17 protein-coding genes and 1 riboswitch are annotated in these 18,612 nt (G+C 70.1%); of the genes, 12 read left to right on the top strand and 5 right to left on the bottom strand.

Going from position 1 to position 18,612, the window contains the following annotated elements; all coding sequences use genetic code 11:
* The first annotated feature begins 2 nt into the window (after window positions 1–2).
* Window positions 3–2,510 carry an ABC transporter permease gene (locus ABEU20_RS10705; RefSeq protein ID WP_420164387.1) on the top strand — a complete coding sequence of 836 codons (2,508 nt, stop codon included), beginning with the start codon at window positions 3–5 and terminating at the stop codon, window positions 2,508–2,510.
* Between the two features lie 45 nt (window positions 2,511–2,555).
* Here ABEU20_RS10705 and ABEU20_RS10700 read toward each other — a convergent pair whose 3' ends face one another.
* Window positions 2,556–4,238, bottom strand: a complete 1,683-nt coding sequence (locus ABEU20_RS10700; protein ID WP_420164386.1) for a phospholipase D-like domain-containing protein — start codon at window positions 4,236–4,238, stop codon at window positions 2,556–2,558.
* A gap of 161 nt (window positions 4,239–4,399) precedes the next feature.
* Between ABEU20_RS10700 and ABEU20_RS10695 the strand changes: the two genes are divergently transcribed.
* From ABEU20_RS10695 to ABEU20_RS10685, 3 genes are all read left to right on the top strand, one after another.
* Window positions 4,400–5,665, top strand: coding sequence for an MFS transporter (locus tag ABEU20_RS10695; protein WP_420164385.1), 1,266 nt, complete (start codon window positions 4,400–4,402; stop codon window positions 5,663–5,665).
* Window positions 5,662–5,958, top strand: a complete 297-nt coding sequence (locus tag ABEU20_RS10690; RefSeq protein WP_420164384.1) for a DUF2470 domain-containing protein — start codon at window positions 5,662–5,664, stop codon at window positions 5,956–5,958. The genes ABEU20_RS10695 and ABEU20_RS10690 overlap by 4 nt, the downstream gene beginning before the upstream one ends.
* A 69-nt stretch (window positions 5,959–6,027) precedes the next feature.
* Window positions 6,028–6,660, top strand: a complete 633-nt coding sequence (locus ABEU20_RS10685) for a nitroreductase family protein (protein ID WP_420164383.1) — start codon at window positions 6,028–6,030, stop codon at window positions 6,658–6,660.
* Here ABEU20_RS10685 and ABEU20_RS10680 read toward each other — a convergent pair.
* Entirely contained in the window at window positions 6,657–8,225 is a 1,569-nt protein-coding gene (locus ABEU20_RS10680; protein ID WP_420164382.1) for a carboxylesterase/lipase family protein, read from the bottom strand. The two genes, ABEU20_RS10685 and ABEU20_RS10680, sit on opposite strands and share 4 nt — an antisense overlap.
* Window positions 8,226–8,315: 90 nt before the next feature.
* A riboswitch (TPP riboswitch) is annotated at window positions 8,316–8,412 on the top strand.
* Between ABEU20_RS10680 and ABEU20_RS10675 the strand changes: the two genes are divergently transcribed.
* From ABEU20_RS10675 to ABEU20_RS10655, 5 genes are all read left to right on the top strand, one after another.
* The gene (locus tag ABEU20_RS10675) at window positions 8,400–9,137 is read left to right on the top strand and encodes a TenA family protein (protein WP_420164381.1); all 738 of its coding nucleotides are present in this window, start codon (window positions 8,400–8,402) and stop codon (window positions 9,135–9,137) included. Its footprint overlaps the riboswitch before it by 13 nt.
* A complete protein-coding gene (locus ABEU20_RS10670) occupies window positions 9,134–10,162 on the top strand; it encodes an ABC transporter substrate-binding protein (protein ID WP_420164380.1) in 1,029 nt (342 codons plus the stop codon). Before ABEU20_RS10675 ends, ABEU20_RS10670 begins: the two co-directional genes overlap by 4 nt.
* Complete coding sequence (locus ABEU20_RS10665) at window positions 10,140–10,955, top strand: ABC transporter permease (protein WP_420164379.1); 816 nt, start codon at window positions 10,140–10,142, stop codon at window positions 10,953–10,955. Before ABEU20_RS10670 ends, ABEU20_RS10665 begins: the two co-directional genes overlap by 23 nt.
* On the top strand, window positions 10,948–11,709 hold the full coding sequence (locus ABEU20_RS10660; RefSeq protein ID WP_420164378.1) for an ABC transporter ATP-binding protein: 762 nt from the start codon (window positions 10,948–10,950) through the stop codon (window positions 11,707–11,709). The genes ABEU20_RS10665 and ABEU20_RS10660 overlap by 8 nt, the downstream gene beginning before the upstream one ends.
* A 229-nt stretch (window positions 11,710–11,938) precedes the next feature.
* Window positions 11,939–12,634, top strand: coding sequence for a chymotrypsin family serine protease (locus ABEU20_RS10655; protein WP_420164377.1), 696 nt, complete (start codon window positions 11,939–11,941; stop codon window positions 12,632–12,634).
* Window positions 12,635–12,711: 77 nt separating this feature from the next.
* Here the strand turns inward: ABEU20_RS10655 and ABEU20_RS10650 are convergent, their stop codons facing one another.
* From ABEU20_RS10650 to ABEU20_RS10640, 3 genes are all read right to left on the bottom strand, one after another.
* On the bottom strand, window positions 12,712–14,250 hold the full coding sequence (locus ABEU20_RS10650) for an FAD-binding protein (RefSeq protein ID WP_420164376.1): 1,539 nt from the start codon (window positions 14,248–14,250) through the stop codon (window positions 12,712–12,714).
* Between the two features lie 94 nt (window positions 14,251–14,344).
* Window positions 14,345–14,863, bottom strand: coding sequence for a VOC family protein (locus ABEU20_RS10645; RefSeq protein ID WP_420164375.1), 519 nt, complete (start codon window positions 14,861–14,863; stop codon window positions 14,345–14,347).
* Between the two features lie 124 nt (window positions 14,864–14,987).
* Window positions 14,988–15,860, bottom strand: a complete 873-nt coding sequence (locus ABEU20_RS10640) for a uracil-DNA glycosylase (protein WP_420164578.1) — start codon at window positions 15,858–15,860, stop codon at window positions 14,988–14,990.
* 102 nt (window positions 15,861–15,962) lie between these two features.
* Here ABEU20_RS10640 and ABEU20_RS10635 point away from each other — a divergent pair, with 102 nt between their 5' ends.
* Genes ABEU20_RS10635 through ABEU20_RS10625 form a run of 3 tightly spaced genes read left to right on the top strand, consistent with a single transcriptional unit; the run spans window position 15,963 to window position 18,609 of the window.
* Window positions 15,963–16,727 (top strand): NAD-dependent deacylase, encoded by a 765-nt coding sequence (locus tag ABEU20_RS10635; protein ID WP_420164374.1) that lies wholly within the window; start codon window positions 15,963–15,965, stop codon window positions 16,725–16,727.
* 32 nt (window positions 16,728–16,759) lie between these two features.
* Window positions 16,760–17,686, top strand: coding sequence for a glycosyltransferase (locus ABEU20_RS10630; RefSeq protein ID WP_420164373.1), 927 nt, complete (start codon window positions 16,760–16,762; stop codon window positions 17,684–17,686).
* Between the two features lie 32 nt (window positions 17,687–17,718).
* Window positions 17,719–18,609 carry a glycosyltransferase gene (locus ABEU20_RS10625; RefSeq protein ID WP_420164372.1) on the top strand — a complete coding sequence of 297 codons (891 nt, stop codon included), beginning with the start codon at window positions 17,719–17,721 and terminating at the stop codon, window positions 18,607–18,609.
* Window positions 18,610–18,612: the final 3 nt, after the last annotated feature.

Here is an 18,612-nt window from a genome sequence, read left to right as displayed (position 1 = left end):
GCATGCGCGGGCCACGTCTGCGCACGCTCGCGCGCGCCAACATCCGGCAACGCCGCGGCAGCTTCGCGGCGGTGTTCGTCGCGGTGTTCTGCGCCGCGCTGCTCACGTGCGCGCTCGGCGTGCTGTTCGAATCGGGAATCCGCGGCGGCGTCACCCCGCACCGGTACGCGGGCGCCGACGTCGTGGTCGGGGCGGCGCAGGCCCTGGACGTGCGCGAGGACGTCGACCAGCCGTACGTCGAGCGTGCGCTCCTACCGGACACCGTGACGGACGAGTTGTCCGGCGTCCCCGGCGTTCGCGAGGCGATCGCCGACATCGGCGTGCCCGTCACGACCGACGACGGCGCCGCGCTGGACGCCCACGGGTGGTCGTCCGCCGCGCTGGCGCCGTACACCCTCACGGCCGGGCGGGAGCCGGCGGCGTCGGACGAGGTGGTCGTGACCGGCCCCGGCGCACCCGGTGATCGGATCACCCTGCGGCACGGCGGGATCGGCGACGACTACACCGTGGTGGGCGTCGCCTCGGCACCCACCGCCGAGCCGGTGGATCGGCCGTCGTCGGTGTTCGTGTCGGACGCCCGGGCGCGAGCCTTGTGGCCGCACGGCGGACACGTCGCCGCGGTGGGCCTGCTCGCCGACGACGGCACCGTCGCGGCAGCGTTGGCCGATCGGGTCCGCGACCGTCTGCCCGGTCTCGACGTGCGCACCTACACCGGCAGCGCGCGCGGCGACGTCGAGTATCTCGACGCGGGGGCGGCGCGCAGCGAACTCATGATGCTGTGCGGATCGTTCGCGGGACTGGCGATCCTGATCGCGATGTTCGTGGTGTCGAGCACGCTGTCACTGTCGATCCAGCAGCGGCGCCGCGAGTTCGCGCTGCTGCGCGCGATGGGCGCGACACCCGGCCAGGTGCACCGACTGATCGGCAGCGAGGTACTGCTCGTCGCGGGCGCCGCGGCACTGCTCGGTGCGGGCCCCGGCTACGCGCTCGCCCAGGTCCTGCGCGCCCAGTTCGCCGAGGCCGGCGTCCTGTCGTCGGACTTCGCGCTCGCCTACAGTCCGGTCCCCGCCGTGATCGGCGTGGTACTGGCCGTCGGCACCGCGCGAATCGCTGCTGCCGTCGCCGCCCGACGTCCGGCTCGTCTGGATCCCACCGAGGCCCTGCGCGAATCCGCGGTGGAACCCGCGTCCATCGGCAAGGGACGGCTCGTCACCGGAGTCGTGTTCGGCGCGGGCGGACTGGCCACGTCGCTGCTGCCGGCGGTACTACCCGGGCCGGCCGCACTCGCGGGCGCCGGCTCGTCGGCTGTGCTGCTGGTGATCTCGGTGGCGCTGCTGGGCCCGCTGCTGGTCGCGGGGGCGGTCCGCCGGTTCGGCGGCCCGTTGCGGCGCAGCGCGTCACCGGCACTCGTGTTGGCGGCCGCCAACTCCGGGGCGCGGGCGCGGCGCCTGGCCGCGGCGATCACCCCGCTGGCCCTGGCGATCGCGATCGGTTCGGTGCAGCTGTTCACGCAGGACACCGTCGCCGCGGCCGCCGACCATCAGTCCCGCAGCGGGATCACGGCCGACCTGGTGGTAACCGCTCCGGGCGGCCTGGCCCCCGGACTCGTCGACCGGATCGCCGCGGATCCCGCTGTGCGCGCGGCCAATCCGATCGCCCGGAGTCAGGCCCTGTTCACGACCGGTGGCGAGTCGCCGTCCACCGATCCGTACCCGGTGCAGGGAATCGATCCCGCGGCCACGGGATCGACCCTCGATCTGGACGTACGCGACGGCGATCTCGGGCGACTCGGGGACGGCACCGTGGCCCTCAGTACCGACGCGGCCTTCGGAACGAGTGCCCGTGTGGGCGACACGGTCCCGCTGCGACTCGGTGACGGCACGCTCGTCACGCCGACCGTCGTCGCGACGTACGGCCGTGGCCTCGGCTTCGGCGATGTGACGCTGCCGATCGCGCAGGTCCGCGCGCACACCACGACGGGACTGACCGACATGCTGCTCGTGTCCGCGGAACCCGGGCGGCTCGACGAGGCCCGGGACGCGATCACCGCGATGGGCGGCGTCGCGGTCTCCGATCGCGCGGAGTTCGCCGCCGCCGGCCAGGAGCAGCGCCGCACGCAGGCGTGGGTGAGCATCGTCGCGCTCGCCGTCCTGCTCGGCTACCTCGCGGTCGCCGTCGTCAACACCCTCGTGCTCGCGACCGCCGAACGCGGACGGGAATTCGCACTGCTGCGGCTCGTCGGGGCGAGTAGTAGGCAGGTGCGCGGCATGATGCGCGCCGAATCGGTGATCGTGGTGACCGTGGCGGCAGTCGTGGGATCGGTGATCGCACTGCCGCCACTGGCCGGCGTCGCGGCGGCGGTGTCCGGGCGCCCGATCCCGAGCGTCTCGCCGGTCGTCTACGCCCTGATCCTGGGCGTGACGATCCTGCTGGGGCTCACCGCCATCGCGATCCCGACCCGGACCGCGATGCGCCAGGACCCGGTGACCGCGATCGGCACCCGGGAGTAGTCCCGCGCCGACGCGCCGGTCGACCGGACGGACCGGCCCGTTCGCTCAGTAGGTGCGGCGCAGCCGCATCCGAACGGGCCGCCCGTCGGGGTCGACCACCAGGCGGTAGACCAGGGCGGCGGCGCGCTGCTGCCACTGCGGCGGCACCTCGATGCGGTGTCGCCGCAGCCGACCGGGCGGCCGGGTGCCCGCCGACGGCGCTGTGTGCCAGCGGTCCAGCGCCTCGACACTGCCGGAGACGACCTCGAAGAATCGGTCGGGGTCGATCAGATCAGCATCGTCGTCGTCGGCTCGGCCGAGATGTTCTCGAACCAGTCGGAGCCGCAGATCGCGGGCGAAGCGACGCGCCCCGTCGCCGAGCCCGGACGGGTCGACGGGTGCACGCACGTCCCGCGTCGCATCCACCACCGCGGCCGTCAACTCCGAATCATGTGTCCAGGAGCGACGATTGAAGTTGTCGCTGCCCACTGCGGCCCAGGTGTCGTCGACGATGCAGACCTTGGAATGCACGTACACGGGTATGCCACGGTCGTTCTCGAGGTCGAGCACGAGCACCCGGTCCCCACCGGCCTCACGGATGGTCTCGAGCGCCGACGAGTGCCCCAGCAAGGCGGACGGGATGGTGATGGGGCTGTCGTCGTCGAGGAACTTCGGGACCACGGCCACCAATCGCAGACGCGGTTCGCGGCGCAACGCCTCGGCGAACACGCGCGCGACGTCCACGGACCACAGGTACTGGTCCTCCACGTACACCAGGCTCCGCGCGCGGTGCAGCACCTTGGCGTACGCCTTGGCTGCGCTGCGTTCGCCTTCCTTCGCGAACGGATACGCGGGCCGGCGCCGCGGATAGGTTCGCAGCAACTGCACGGAGCAGGTGCCGCTGGGCTCCGGTGGTGCGGCAGGAGGGGGCAGCTCGGACGGGGTGCGGGTGAGACCGCGCAGGATGTCCGGCACCGCGTGCCACGGCAGCCGGGACAGCGCGGCCGGATCCTCCCAGCGCTCCCGGAATACGTCCTCGACGTCCCGCACCGCAGGGCCGTGGATCTGCAACTGTGCGTCGTGCCATGCCGGGGTCTCGCCGTACTCGGGTGGAAACGGCCGGCTCAGCGGATCGCCGAAGTGGTCGGCGTCGTCACGGCGGGCACGCGCGAGGTCGATACCGCCCACGAACGCGACATCCGGGGTGTTCGCGTCGGAATAGCGGACCACGACGAATTTCTGGTGATGGCTGCCGAGCGCGGGAACCCGCTGATCGAGGATCACCTCGCCCCCGGCGCCCTCGAGAACCTCCGCGAGCTTGCGGTTGCGGCGACCGGGAAAGCCCAGCGTCTCGATGTGCGAACGCCACATCATGCCTCGGACGGTCGCGCCCCTGCGGGCGGCGCCGGCGAACGCATCGGCCACCGTGACGCCGTCCACCAACTCCTGGTCGGCGTCGCCGCGCCAATCCGTGAACAGCACCAGGTCGTCAGAACCTGCGCGGGCCAATGCCTCCGCCAACGCCGCGAAGTAGACCTTGCCGTGGATCAGTGGGATGACGTCGTTGCCGTCCGTCCAGTCCCGGATGCGGGTGTCGCTGTTGCCGCGTTCGGCAGCACTGAGAAACCACGGGTGGGCCGGATCGAACTGCTCACGGCGTCCCGTCAGCGCCAGACTGGATCGGCCGAATACCGACGAGAAGCGGCGCACGACGGCACGGGCCCTGCGCCACAGGGTGGACGCTGTCACTCGGATCCGGTTCTGGGACACGCCGAGATCATCGCATCCCGGCCCGGGTGTGAACCCGGGCCCACACCGATGCAGCGGCGTCGGGCCCGAAAACCGCTCGCACCGTCCGCCGCCGCGCTGTTAGCTTCGGAACGACGTCCGTTCGACCGAAGGCCCGTGCCGTGACCACCCCCGACCAGACGAGCAGCCGACAACTTTCGCCGCTGATCCTGCTCAACCTCGCCACACTGTTCTCCGCGACGGGCAACGGCATCGTGATCGTCGCGCTGCCGTGGCTGGTGCTGGAACAAACGGGGCGCGCGACCGACGCCGCGATCGTCGCGGGCGCCGCCACCCTGCCGCTACTGCTGGCCAGCCTGTTCTCGGGCACCGTCGTCGACCGGTTCGGGCGTCGCCCCACCTCGCTGGCGTCGGATGCGCTGTCGGCGCTGTCGGTGGCCGCGATCCCGGTCGTCGCCGGCACGATCGGGCTGTCGGTGCCGGCACTCGCGGTGCTCGCCGCGCTCGGCGCGACGTTCGACCCCGCCGGGATCTCGGCGCGCGAGTCGATGCTGCCGGCCGCTACGCGGGCCGCCGGGTGGCGTCTGGACCGCGTCAACAGCCTGTACGAGGCCAACTACAACGTCGCCTACCTGATCGGCCCCGGTGTCGGCGGTCTGCTGATCGCGCTGATCGGACCGGAGAGCACGCTGTGGGTCACCTCGGTCTGCTTCGTGCTCTCGATCGTGACGATCGCCTTCCTGCGCCTCGAGCACGCCGGCCGACCCGACCACGCGACGCGGCCGAAATCGATGTGGACCGGCACGCTCGAGGGGCTGCGGTTCGTGTGGCGCGACCGCCTGCTGCGCACGCTCGCGCTCGTCGACATGGTGATCGTGGCGTTGTACATGCCGATCGAATCGGTGCTGTTCCCCAAGTACTTCACCGACCGCAGTGAACCCGCCCAGCTGGGCTGGGTGCTGATGGCGATGAGCGTCGGCGGACTCGTCGGCGCCCTGTCCTACGGCGCGCTCGCGCCCTACCTCAAGCGCCGGAATCTGATGCTCGTCGCCGTCACCGGCCTCGGCCTGGCGATGATCGGCATGGCATTCCTGCCGCCGCTGTGGGTGCTGCTCGGCCTGTCCGTCGTGATCGGCCTGGTGTACGGACCCGTCGGCCCGATCGCCAACTGGGCCATGCAAACCCGCAGCCCCGAGCACATGCGCGGACGCGTCGTCGGCGTCATGACGTCCACCGCGTACGCGGCCGGACCGCTCGGCTACCTGCTGGCCGGACCGCTCATCGACCAACTCGGCATCCGCAGCACGTTCTTCGTGCTGGCGATCCCCGTGGTCGCCGTCGCGGCTGTGTGCTTCGCACTGCCGGTGCTACGCGAGCTCGATGCCGATCGGATGCCGCCGACGGTGAGATTAGGCTCGCCGTCATGACTTCCTTCGACGCCGGCGTGATCGCCGCGGTGACCGGCCACATGAACGGTGACCACACCGACGACAACCTGCTCATCGTGCAGGCGTTCGCCGAGCCGAATGCCACCGCGGCCCGCATGACGGGACTAAACGGCGAGTCCGGCGAATGGGTCGCCGACGTCGACGGGGTGGAGCGGACCGTGCGGGTGCCGTGGCTCGGACCCGTCACCGACCGGGCGTCGATCCGCACCGAGGTGGTGGCGCTGTACCGCGCGGCGTGCGAGAAGACGGGCGTCGCGCCGAACGAGCACTGACCGGCCGCCGACGGTATGGTCCGTCCGTCTGCAACGATCGTTGCAGACGGACGAAAGGATCGCGTCGACGTGGACCTCGATACCGCCCTCACGACCACTCGGACCGTTCGCAAGCGCCTCGACTTCTCCCGCCCGGTGCCCCGCGATCTGATCGACGAGTGCCTGCGTCTGGCGCTGCAGGCGCCCAACGGCTCCAATCGCCAACTGTGGCACTGGGTGATCGTCGACGATCCTGCGGTGCGCGCGCAGGTCGCCGATCTGTACCGCGAGGGTCTGGCCGACGCGATGGGGCGAACGAACATGCGCAACCCCGATCCCGCCCAGTCCGGTCGGATCCGGCCGTCCGTCGAGTATCTCGGCGACCATCTGCACGAGGTCCCGGCTCTCGCCATCCCGGTGCTGAAGGACGATGCCCGCGGGATGGAGGTCTTCATGCAGGCCAGCCGCTGGGGCTCCGTCATCCCCGCGGTGTGGAGTTTCATGCTCGCGTTGCGGGCCCGCGGTCTCGGCTCGGCGTGGACGACCGTGCACCTGCTGCGCGAACAGCAGATGGCGGACCTGCTCGGCATCCCGGACGGCTACACCCAGGTCGGGCTGTTCCCCGTCGCGTACACGCTCGGCACCGACTTCAAGCCCGCGTCGCGCCGCCCGGTCGACGACGTGCGCAGCTGGAACCGCTTCGTCGAGGCGCCGTCGGGCTAGCTGAACCCCATCACCTGGTCGCCCCACGCCACCCGCATCGCGTGATCGGGGTCGGCGACGAGGCGGTCGTGCGCGTCGATCAGCAGCGTCGACCGGGTCTCCTCGCTGTACGGCGCCCAGTGCTTGGAGCCGTCGAGAGCGGCCGGGACACCGTGCCGCGCGAACGCCAGCCAGCGCCGCTGCACGCGGCCGGACACCTCGATCGCACTCCGGCGACCGCCCAACCAGAAGGTGGGGTCCGGATTGAGCGTTCCGAAATTGCCGAACACGTACGGCAATTCGGTCGCGTGCGCCGCGCCGACCCGCGCCGCCCGGAGCAGCGGGGTGGCGTGATCGAACCGGTACACCCAGGTGGGCGAGTGCCGGCTGTGCGCGTCCGCCACCCACAGGGCGGGCATCCTGAACGCCGCGTCCCGCGAGATCGCCAGGACACCTCGCGCTTTCGCGCTGTCGGGGTACGCCGCGACGATTTCCGCGAGCCGCAGCGCCGAGAGTCCGGGGTTGTCCTGGGCGAGACCGGCGAACATCTGCTGGACCGCCTCCGCGCTCACGGGCAGCAGCGGTGAGCGCATGAACTTGAAGATCGACGCCTCGTCCCGGTTGGAGCCGATGATGAGCGGGATCCGATGCGAGTACCCCTTCTGGAACGCCGCGACCGGGTAGTGCGGAACGAGATCGCGGTCGACGACCGGCGCCATCGCCAGCGTGCCGGGCACCTTCGTCGGCACCTCGTTCACGAGGATGTCACCGGCCTTCACCAAGTGTTCGACCGGCATCGCGGCGAGATCGCCGATCCGGTCCGCAGGCAGGTCGAGAATCTCGAGGAACCGGGCCGCGACGGAGGCCGCCCGCTCGGCGCCGTACACCGACGTCGACGGCGGACTCTGCGCGATCGCGCGATGGAACAGTCCCTCGGCCCGTGGCACCGTCATGAGCGTCGTGACGGACCCGCCGCCCGACGATTCACCGAACACCGTCACCTCGTCGGGATCACCGCCGAACGCGGCGATGTTGTCGCGCACCCATTCGAGCGCCGCGATCTGGTCCCGCAGCCCGAGATTCGACTCGAACGTCCGGTCCGCGGTCGAGAACGACGACAGGTCCAGGAACCCGAGCGTCCCGAGCCGGTAGTTGAAGCTGACCAGGACGACGTCGCCCCGCTCGGCCAGGAGGCGACCGTCGTAGATCGACTGGGCGGACGAGCCCAGGCAGTAGGCGCCGCCGTGGATCCACACCATCACCGGGCGCGGGGTGCCGTCCGGGCGCGGCGCCCACACGTTGACCGTCAGGCAGTCCTCGTCGATACGCATCGACGGATCGAGGGGCACCGACGTGTCGTGGCCCTGTGGCGCCATCGCGCCGAATCCGCCCGCATCGAACACGTCGTCCCACGGTTCCGGCGGCGCCGGGCTGCGGAACCGCAGGTCCCCGATCGGCGGCGCGGCGTAGGGAATCCCCTTCCACGCGAAAACCGAACCGTCGGCATACCCGCGGACCGGTCCGCACGGCGCCTCGACCACCAGGCCTCCGGGCGCCTGCGCCGAGGCGATCTCCACAGCTTCCATCGCACGGCCCTCCTCACCGCCGGCAGGCCATCGACCGGGGCTGCCGACCGACTGCCAAGGTACCAATCCTGCGGTGCTAAGGTCGGCTCGTTCACTGACACGGGGTGCTCCGCACGGGCGGGGCTGAGATCACACCCGGGAACCTGCATCAGGTAATGCTGACGAAGGGATGTCATGGCGATGACAACGCCTGTCCACGACACATCTGTCCACTCCGCCGCCACCGACGGCGCGCGTTTCACCGATCTGCTGTGGGACCGCACCGCCGTCCTGCGCGCCGCGATCGACGACATGGAGTTCCTGCGCCGGCTCGGTGACGGCACCCTGCCGCTCGACGTGTTCCGCACGTACATCGAGCAGGATTCGCTCTACCTCGCCGAGTACTCCAAGGCCCTGGCGCTGTTGGCGGCCAAGGCCCCCGATCCCCGGACCGCCGCGTTCTGGGCGACCTCCGCCGCGACCGCCGCGGTCGTCGAGACCGAACTGCACGAGGGCCTCATGAGCAGCGGCGTGCTGCCGGAGGGTGCGGGCGCATCCGAGCACTCACAGGCCTGCCTGGGGTACGTCTCGTACCTGACCGCGACCGCGTCCACCGAGTCGTATCCGGTCGCGGCCGCGGCGGTCCTGCCGTGCTTCTGGATCTACGCCGAGGTGGGACGTCGCCTCGCCGCCGACGCGCACGAGGTGCTGGCGGCCGACCCGTCGCACCCCTACGCCCAGTGGGTGACCACGTACGACGACCCGGCTTTCCACGAGTCCGTGGCGACGGCCCGCCGTCTCGTCGACGAGGCCGCGGACGCCGCGACCGCCGAGCAGCGCGAGGCCATGATCCGCGCGTTCGTCGTCGCGACACGGTACGAATTCATGTTCTGGGACACCGCCCTGAACCCGCAGCCCTGGCCGGCGTCGTGACATCGGTGTCGCGGCTGCGCCGCGTCCTGGCCACGTCGGCGATCGTCGCGTCCGCGATGAGCATCCTCACCGGGTGCGCGAGCTCCGACGATTCCGGGGACACCATCCGGTTCGCGCTCGACTGGACGCCGAACACCAACCACACCGGGCTGTACGTCGCGCTGCAGGAGGGCTTCTTCTCCGACGCGGGCCTGAACGTCGAGGTGCTGCCGTACAACAACACGTCGCCGGACACCCTCGTCGATGCCGGCAACGCCGAATTCGGCACCAGCTTCCAGGATTCGGCCACGTTCTCCCGCGCCGCGGGCGCGCAGACCGTCTCGGTCCTCGCGCCGCTGCAGCACTGGGCGACCGGCATCGGGGTCAAGGCCGACCGCGCCGACATCGCGAGCCCGAAGGACCTCGACGGCAAGACGTACGCGGGCTTCGGCGACCCCGGCGAGCGGGAGACGCTCCGCCAGGTGATCCGGAACAACGGCGGCACAGGTGATTTCGAGACCGTCGTACTCGGCACCTCGGCGTACGAGGCGGTGTACGGCGGGCAGGCCGACTTCACGGTGTCGTATTTCGCCTGGGAGGGTGTCGAGGCGGCCCGTCGCGGCACCCCGATGCGCTACTTCCACTACACCGACTTCGGTTTCCCGGACGCCTACGCGATCGTCGTGAACGGCAACGAGAAGTGGCTCGCCGAGCATCCCGAACAGGCCCGCAAGTTCGTCCAGGCGCTGCAGCGCGGCTACCAGGTGGCCGCCGACGACCCGGACCGCGGCGCCCAGGCGCTGATCGCCGCCAATCCGGGGGTGTTCAGCGACGAGGAGCTGGTCGTCGAGAGCCAGCGGATGCTGGCGGCGGACTACATGAAGGACGCCTCGGGACGCGTCGGCAACCAGACGCGGGAACTGTGGGCCGGCTACTCGGGGTTCCTGTACGAGCACGGGCTGCTCGCCGGCCCCGACGGCAAACCGCTGACGACGGAACCGGACTGGTCGACGTACTTCACCGATGAGTACCTCGCGACTCCGTAAGCGCGACGCGACCACCGCCGTCGGTCCGGTCCGCCGACTGGCGCCGGCGGTGGTCGTCGCGATCGTCCTCGTCGCGGCGTGGCAGGTCTACGTCGCGGTCAGCGGGATCCGACCGCAGGTGCTGCCGTCGCCAGGACGCGTGCTCGCACAGGGGTGGGCTCACCGCGACGACATCGCCGTCCACGCCTGGGCGACACTGCAGGTGACGCTGATCGGGTTCGCGGTGTCGCTGGTCGTGGCGTGGGCACTCGCGGTCCTCGTCGACTTCTCCCCCTGGCTGCGAAGGGCTTTCGTGCCACTGTTCGTGGTGTCGCAGACGCTGCCGATCATTGCGATCGCACCGCTGATGATCATCTGGTTCGGCTTCGGCCTGCTACCCAAGGTCCTCGTCATCGCCCTCGCGACATTCTTCCCGATGGCGATCGGACTGATCGAGGGGTTCGCCTCGGCCGATCGCGAGGCCGGCGCGCTGCTGCGCAGCATGGGCGCGTCGAAGTGGCAGCAGTTCCGTTACGTGCGACTGCCGTCCGGGCTCCCCCGCTTCTTCACCGCACTGCGCATCGGCGTGACGTACGCCGTCGTCGGTGCGGTGTTCGCCGAGTACGTCGGCGCGAGTTCCGGACTCGGGATCTACATGAGTGTCCAGAAGAACTCGTTCCGCACCGACCTGGTACTGGCGGCCGTGCTGGTGACCGCGGTGATCAGCGTCGCGCTGTACCTGTGCACGTTCGCGATCGAGCGGGTCGTCGCGCCCTGGATCCAGCCACCCGGCAGGGAGGACCGTCGTGGCTGAGTCTCCCGTCGTCGAACTGACCGCCGTCACCAAGACCTTCGGCAGCAGGCAGGTGCTCGACGGCATCGATCTCGCGGTCCGGCCGGGCGAGTTCGTCTCGGTGATCGGTCCGAGCGGATGCGGCAAGAGCACCGTGTTCGGGATCGTCGCCGGGCTCGACTCTCCGGATTCGGGCGCGGTGTCCGCTCCCACATGCGCGCACATGCCGCAGAAGGATCTGCTGTTCCCGTGGCGATCGGTGCTCGACAACACCGCGCTCGGTTTGGAGGTGCAGCGGGTCCCGAGGAAGCAGGCCCGCGCCCGCGCGGCGGAACTGTTCCCGCGGTTCGGGCTCGCGGGCTTCGAGGACGCCCGACCGCATCAGCTGTCGGGCGGCATGCGGCAACGCGCCGCGCTGCTCCGCACCGTCGTCCAGGACCGCTCCGTCCTCCTGCTCGACGAGCCCTTCGGAGCCCTCGACTCGCTCACTCGCACCGAGATGCAGACCTGGCTGCAGGACGTCTGGCAGCAGTACCGCTGGACCGTTCTGATGATCACGCACGACGTGAGGGAGGCGGTGTTCCTGTCCGACCGGGTGGTCGTGCTGTCCGCCCGTCCCGCGACCGTCCGTCGTGAGGTGGTCGTGGATCTGCCCCGCCCGAGGGAACTGCCGATCGTGACGTCACCGGAGTTCGCGGCGATCGAGCGCGAACTCATCGAGGTCCTGCACGAGGAGTCCCGCCGAGCGCTGGCGGAACAGGAATCCGCGGACTGATCCGGTACCGGACGGTCCCCACGTCGGGTTCACCGAATCGACTGCCGACCAAGGGAACTGGTCGGTTCATGCGCGATCGAGACGGTCACCCCGCCACCCTCGACGGATCGAGACATCCCCGTTACCCTTCTGTTATGGCGCGTCGGAAACGACGACTTCGCCGCCGGCCGGATCTCGCTACGGTCTCCGCTCCGTCTCCCGGGTGTCGGCACCCGACAGGAAGTTCACGATGACGAAACGCGTTCTGCTCACCGCCCTCGCCACCTTCGCCGCGCTGGCCCCGGCGCTGGCGCTCACTCCCACCGCGTCGGCGGCAACCGGCACCGTGTCGAACGGCATCGGATGGACGGCGAAGCCCGACGCCGGTCCGTCGAACCCGATGCAGAACCAGGAGTACTGCACCCTCGGAGTCGTCGGCACCGACGCGCTCGGCAACAAGATCGCGATCTCCGCGGGGCACTGTGTCTCCGAGGCCGCGGGCGGCGCGACCGAGTTTCCGGACGGGTCGACGGTGTACCGCTTCGGTCCGTCCGGCACCGGCGATCCGATCGGCACCATCGCGTACCGCAACCCGCTGATCGACTACGTCGTGATCGAACTGAACCCGGACGCCGTCCTCTCCTCGGACGGACCGGAGGCCCGCATCGACAGCATCGGGCCGTCGCATCCCGACGGCATGCTGTGCAAGGCCGGGGTGAGGACGGGCCTGACCTGTGGGCCGATCTACGGACAGGAAGCACCGCGGATCAACTCGTTCGCCACGGCGAACGGCGGCGACTCCGGCGGCCCCGCGTTCGTCAACGGTTCGCAACTGGTCGGTATGACCCGGGGCCCGTTCGAGTTCATCGACTTCTCCGCGGTGCTGGGCAGCATCGCCACGCAGACGAACCCCGTCGGCAAGGGTTTCACGGTGACGGACAGCTGAGCCGTCGAACAGCCGTCGAAACGCCACGCGCCCCGCCGCCGGAAAACCGGCAGCGGGGCGCGTGAGTGCGTTTCGGCCTACTTGCCGGCGATGTTCATCGCGGCGATGTGGCTGAACAGCATGCTGGTGCCGATCGGGTTGCCGCCACCCGGGTAGGTGGTGCCGCTCGGGGCCGCCATCGTGTTGCCGGCGGCGTACAGACCCTGGATCGGGTTGCCCGAGGTGTCGAGGACGCGCGCCGCGGTGTCGGTGCGCAGACCGCCCTTGGTGCCGAGGTCGGAGATGCCGAACGCGGCCGCGTGGAACGGACCCTGCTCGATCGGGATGAGCGCCGGGCCGCCGCCGGTGAACGCGCGGTCGTACGCCTCTTCACCGCGACCGAAGTCCTCGTCGACGTCGTTGGCCGCCAACGCGTTGAAGCGCTCGACCGTCGCCAGCAGGTTGTCGGCCGGGATGCCGATCTTCGCGGCCAGCTCCTCGAGGGTGTCGGCGGTGTGCCACAGGCCCGCGTCGACGTACTTCTCGGTCTCGACCATCGAGACGTTCGAGGCGCCCACCGGGGGACGCTCGCCCGCGCGGTCGTCGTAGATCATCCAGTACGGCAGCGTGACCGAGCCGTCCTCCATGCCCGCGATGATGTCGCGGCCGAGGCGGTCGTACGGCGCGTACTCGTTGACGAAGCGCTTGCCGTCCTGGTTGACGAAGATGCCGCCGGTGAAGCACAGCGCGAACGCCGAGCGTCCGTCCGGGTGCGTCAGACCGGGCGACCACCAGGCCTCGCCCATCAGGTCGGTGTCGGCACCGACGGCGATGCCCGCCTGGTGCGCCTGGCCGATGTTGCCCCACGGACCCATCGTGTCGCGGGCGGCGCCCGGGACGCCGTACTTCTGGCGGAGCTCGTCGTTGCCCTCGAAGCCACCGGCGGCCAGGATGACGCCCTTGCGGGCGCGGATCGCGACCTGCTCGCCGTCGCGCTCGACGATGGCACCGGCGACGGCGCCGTCCTCGACGACCAGCTCGACGAGCGGGGTGTTCAGGTTCAGCTTCGCGTTCGGGTACTTGCCGATCGCCTTGAGGAAACGACCGATCAGCGCGCGGCCACCGATCAGCATCTCGGGCAGATCCGCGCCGAGGCGGTCGAAGTCCAGCGGACCGCGCACCAGCTTGTGCAGGTCGCCGACCTCGGAGATCGGCAGCGGGCTCGGGATGGTGTGCCGCTGGCCGTCGTTGCGGGCCTTGGGCGCCTTACCGAAGTAGTCCGGCCACGGGTACGTGGCGAACTCCAGGTCGTCGTCCTCCTCGAGGTACGCGACCAGCGGACCGCCGCCCTTGACGTAGGTGTCCTGCAGCTCGCGCGGGGTCCGGTCACCGACGACCGCGTGGTAGTACTCGAGCGCGTCCTCGATCGTGTCGTCGACGCCGGCGCGCTGCAGCACCGGGTTGCACGGGAACCAGAAACCGCCGCCACCGGAGTAGGCGGTGGTGCCACCGAACTTGTCCGTCGCCTCGACCAGGATCACGTCCAGGCCCTCGCGAGCCGCGGTGTATGCGCCGGTGACGCCACCGGCGCCCGACCCGGCCACCAACACGTCACATTCTTCGTTCCAGTTGACCATCGTTCAGCCTTTCCCGGCGCCGCCGGATTGGGTTCTCCGCCTTGTCGATGCGGAAGTAGGTTGGGGCCCTGCGGCCCCGGCAAGTGCGCCGCGATCAGCCGATCGGGCGCACGGGGTTCGATCCGTCCCAGGTGCGGGCCTGCTCGATGCCGTAGGCGAGCATCTCGCGCATGCCGGCGCTCTGGATGTATTCGAAGACGACGCCCGGTTCGGAGGGCGCATGCACGTAGGCGACCCGGGTTCCCGGCCCCTCCGCCACGAAAAGCTCCTCGAGCCCGCGACTGCGGGCCTCGGCGAGAGTGGACTCGAGGTCGTCGGTGATCCACGCGATGTGATGGGGGCCGACGAGCGGCTCGCCCGAATCGTTCGCGTACGGCGAGGGCATCGAGGACGTGATCTGCATCAGCTCGATCTGGAGGTCGCCGGTGTAGCCCATCGCGACGTCCATGGTCACCACGGTGTCGGCACCCAGGTAGCGACCGTTCAGCGTCACACCGCGGAAGACGGTCCACGGGCCGACACGGGCATGCGTCACCCAGTGGTCGATGGCGGCATCGAGGTCTGCCACCACATACCCCATCTGAACAGCGGGTTCGGGGACCTCGCGACTCATGCACACCTCCAACGGCATTCGACGTGGTGTGTGATGGTAGCCACCCTTACCGGGTGTGATTCAAGTTGTTGTCCCACTGAGAGGACGCACGCGTCACAGGCGTGCACCGGCGCCGGACGCGCCGTCAGCGACCCGATCCGCCGCAGCCCCAGCCGAGCCCGGCGAGTTCCTGTCCCCGGGACAGGACGTCGTCGAGCATCTTCTCGGTGAGCCTTCCGGTGAAGGTGTTCTGCTGACTCGGGTGATAGCAGCCGATCACGTTGAGCGGCTTGCCGTCGGCGGTGCTCAGGACCGCGACCGCACCGTGCCCGAACTTGGGCTTGGGGGTGGGCACGGTACCGCCGGAACGGCGCACGGCGCCGAGGATCGCATCCCAGCCGAACCCACCGAGCGCGACGACGGCCCGCGCGAACGGCAGCAGCCGGGCCAGCTCGGCGTCGAGCCAGCCCGCGCAGCAGTCCCGCTCTTCGATACTCGGCTTGTTCTCCGGCGGTGCGCACCGTACCGCCGAGAACATCCGCACGCCGAACAGCTTCTGGCCGTCGGCGGCATGCTCAACCTCGGCCCTGGTCGCGAGCCCCGCGCGGTGCAGCGCCCGGAACAGCCAGTCGCCGGCCTGGTCACCGGTGAACATCCGGCCCGTGCGGTTGCCGCCGTTCGCTGCGGGCGCCAGGCCCATGATCAGCAGCTTCGGGAAGTCGGCCCCGAAACCGGTGATCGGGCGGCCCCAGTACGGCTGGTTCGCGAACGACGCACGCTTGGTCTCGGCCGACCGCTCACGCCACTCGACGAGCCGCGGGCACGCCCGGCACACGCTGATCCGGGCGTCGATCTCGAGCAGGTTCTTCGCGTCCGCGGCCATCGTGACCACGTCGGCTGCCGAACGGGCCACGGGGGTCTGCTCGTCCGCCGGGTCACCGGGCCACCCGGTACCGGGCGGCACCGGGGACGGGAACAACTCTCCGGTGCCGGGGTGCGGCAGCAACTCGCCGGTCATCGGTTCCGCGCGCTGGTAGGCATGCGTCAATTCAACCCGATCCGCGGGACACGACCCAGTCGGGTGCGGACGAGCCGGACGCGGACCCGCACAATCGACGGTATGCCTGCACACCCGGTCGATCCAGCGCTCGTCGAGGCGGCTCGCGCCGCGCGGAGGGTGGTCGTGTTCAGCGGTGCCGGGATGTCGGCCGAGAGTGGCATTCCGACGTTCCGGGACGCCCGGACGGGACTGTGGGAGCGGTTCGCACCCGAGCAACTCGCGAGCCCGGAAGGCTGGGCGCGGGACAGCGGCCTGGTATGGGCGTGGTACCAGTGGCGCACCGGACTGGTGCGCCTAGTGCAGCCCAACGCCGGCCATCGCGCGGTGGCCGAGTGGGCGCGGCACGCGCACGTGCAGATCGTCACCCAGAACGTCGACGACCTGCACGAGCGGGCCGGCAGCGAGGTGGCCGCGCATCTACACGGGAGCCTGTTCTCCCCGCGCTGCAGTGCCTGCGGCACCGCGCACCCGTCGGACGGCGGCCTCGACGTGGAACCCACCGGTCCGATCACCCCGCCTCGATGCACGCACTGCGGCGGTTCCGTGCGGCCCGGCGCAGTGTGGTTCGGCGAGTCGCTGCCCACGGACGCCTGGGAGCGGGCCGAGAACGCCGTCGACGCGTGCGATCTGATGGTTGTCGTCGGCACGTCCGGGGTGGTGTATCCGGCGGCCGGACTACCGCTGCGCGCGGCCGAGTCGGGTACCACCGTCGTCGAGATCAACCCTCAGCCGACGGATCTGACTCCCTACCTACAGCATTCGTGGCGCACCACAGCCGCCGAGGGATTGCCGGCACTCGTCACTGCGGTCGTCGACGGTCGGTAGCGCGACGACTTCTCCGCCAATACGATTGCGTCGTGCATCCTCGCCCCGCGTCCGCAATCACAGCCTCGGACCGGAAGGCACCCGCTCTGGTCTCGGTCGTGATCGCCGCCAAGAACGTCAAGGGAATCATCGACGTCCAGTTGACCGCTCTCGCCCGGCAGGACTACGACGGCGCCTTCGAGGTAGTCGTCGCCGACAATGGGTCGACCGACGGGCTCGAGCAGTTTCTGCTCCACCACCCGCTCCGAGACAGGCTGCGGATGTCGTGCGTCGATGCGTCCACCGCTCCGGGTGTCAGCCACGCGCGGAACGTCGGGGTCGCGCGTTCCGCGGGCGCTTTCGTCGCATTCTGCGATGCAGACGACCGCGTCCGCCCGGACTGGTTGCGCCACCTCGCGCAGGCCGCAGCACGTTTCGACGCCGTGGCCGGCGGCCTCGACGGTCGCCCCCTGTCGAGTGAACGCTCCGCCGCGTGGCGCCCGCTCTCGGCCGTGACAACCCAGCCCAGCTCGGCCAACGCCCGCTTCCCGTGGGGCGGCGGCGGGAACATGGGCATCTGGCGTGACGTATTCGACGAGATCGGCGGGTGGGACACTTCGTACGTGTACGCCCTCGAGGACATGGAGTTCAGCTGGCGTCTGCAGCTGCGCGGCCGGTCGCTGGGCTGGGAGCCGCGAGCGGTGGTGGACTATCGCTTGCGCGACGACCTTCGTTCGCTGTGCCGCCAGTCGTTCGCGTACGGCCGGGGCGAGGTACAGCTGTACCGGGACCACCGCGCGACGTGCATGTCGGGGCGCCCCGTCCCCTATCTCGTGCTGCTGATCGCCCTGATCGCCGTTCGGAATCCGCTGCTTCCCGTGACCCTGACGAGACTTCCACGCGGACAATGGCTCTGGCATGTGAGCGCGCTTCTCGGACGTGTCGCGGGCAGTCGCGATCTCGGCGTCTTCTACGTATGAAACATCAAGACACACCCCATCGAGGAGGACACGTGCAGGCACGCTCGCCCCGACTTGTGTCGATCGTCATTCCGGCGTACAACGCCGCTCCCGTGATCGACGTCCAACTCTCCGCGCTCGCCGCACAGGACTATCCGGATCCGTTCGAGGTCGTGGTCAGCGACAACGGCTCGACGGACGATCTGCGGGACCATATCGCCGGCCACCCACTGGCCGAGCGGCTGCGACTTCGATATGTGGACGCGTCCGGCGCCCGGGGTCCGTCCCATGCCCGCAATCTGGGTACCGCCGCAGCAGCAGGGGACTTCATCGCGTACTGCGATGCCGACGACCAGGCCCACCCGCAATGGCTCCGCGAACTCGTCCGCCGCGCCGCCGATTTCGACGCGGTCAGCGGCCCGGTGGAGACCTTCACCCTGAACTCCGTCGAAGCCGCCGCATGGACGCCGGTCAACCCGCCGGAGCGGAGAACCGAGCTGCCCGGCATGTTCCCCGTGGCCGGAAGCTGCAACCTCGGAATGTGGCGCGAGACCGTCGATGCGGTCGGCCCGTGGGACACGAAGTACGTGCGGGGCTCCCAGGACGTGGACTATTGCCTGCGAATCCAATTGGCGGGCTGCACCTTCGGACACGCTCCCGAGGCGATGATGGCCTATCGAGTCCAGTCGTCCTACCGGGGGTTGTGGAGCCAGCAGTTCGCGTGGGCCCAGTCCGAGGTCGGAATCTACGTGCAGTACCGCGACCGCGGCCACAGACGCCGGAATCCTCTACTCGCCCTCGCCATGCCGGCCCTGTTGGTGCTGCGGAATCCGCTACTGCCCCGGGCCGTCACGAAACTGCCGACCGGCACGTGGATCTACTATCTCGCCGGGTTCACCGGACGGATCCGCGGGAGTATCCGGAACCGGGTCTTCTACGTGTGAGCA

The sequence above is a fragment of the Rhodococcus parequi genome, from assembly GCF_046042785.1.
Taxonomy (GTDB): Bacteria; Actinomycetota; Actinomycetes; order Mycobacteriales; family Mycobacteriaceae; genus Prescottella; species Prescottella parequi.
The sequence above is the reverse complement of the archived record's forward strand: the minus strand, read 5'-3'. Positions and strand labels throughout refer to the sequence as shown.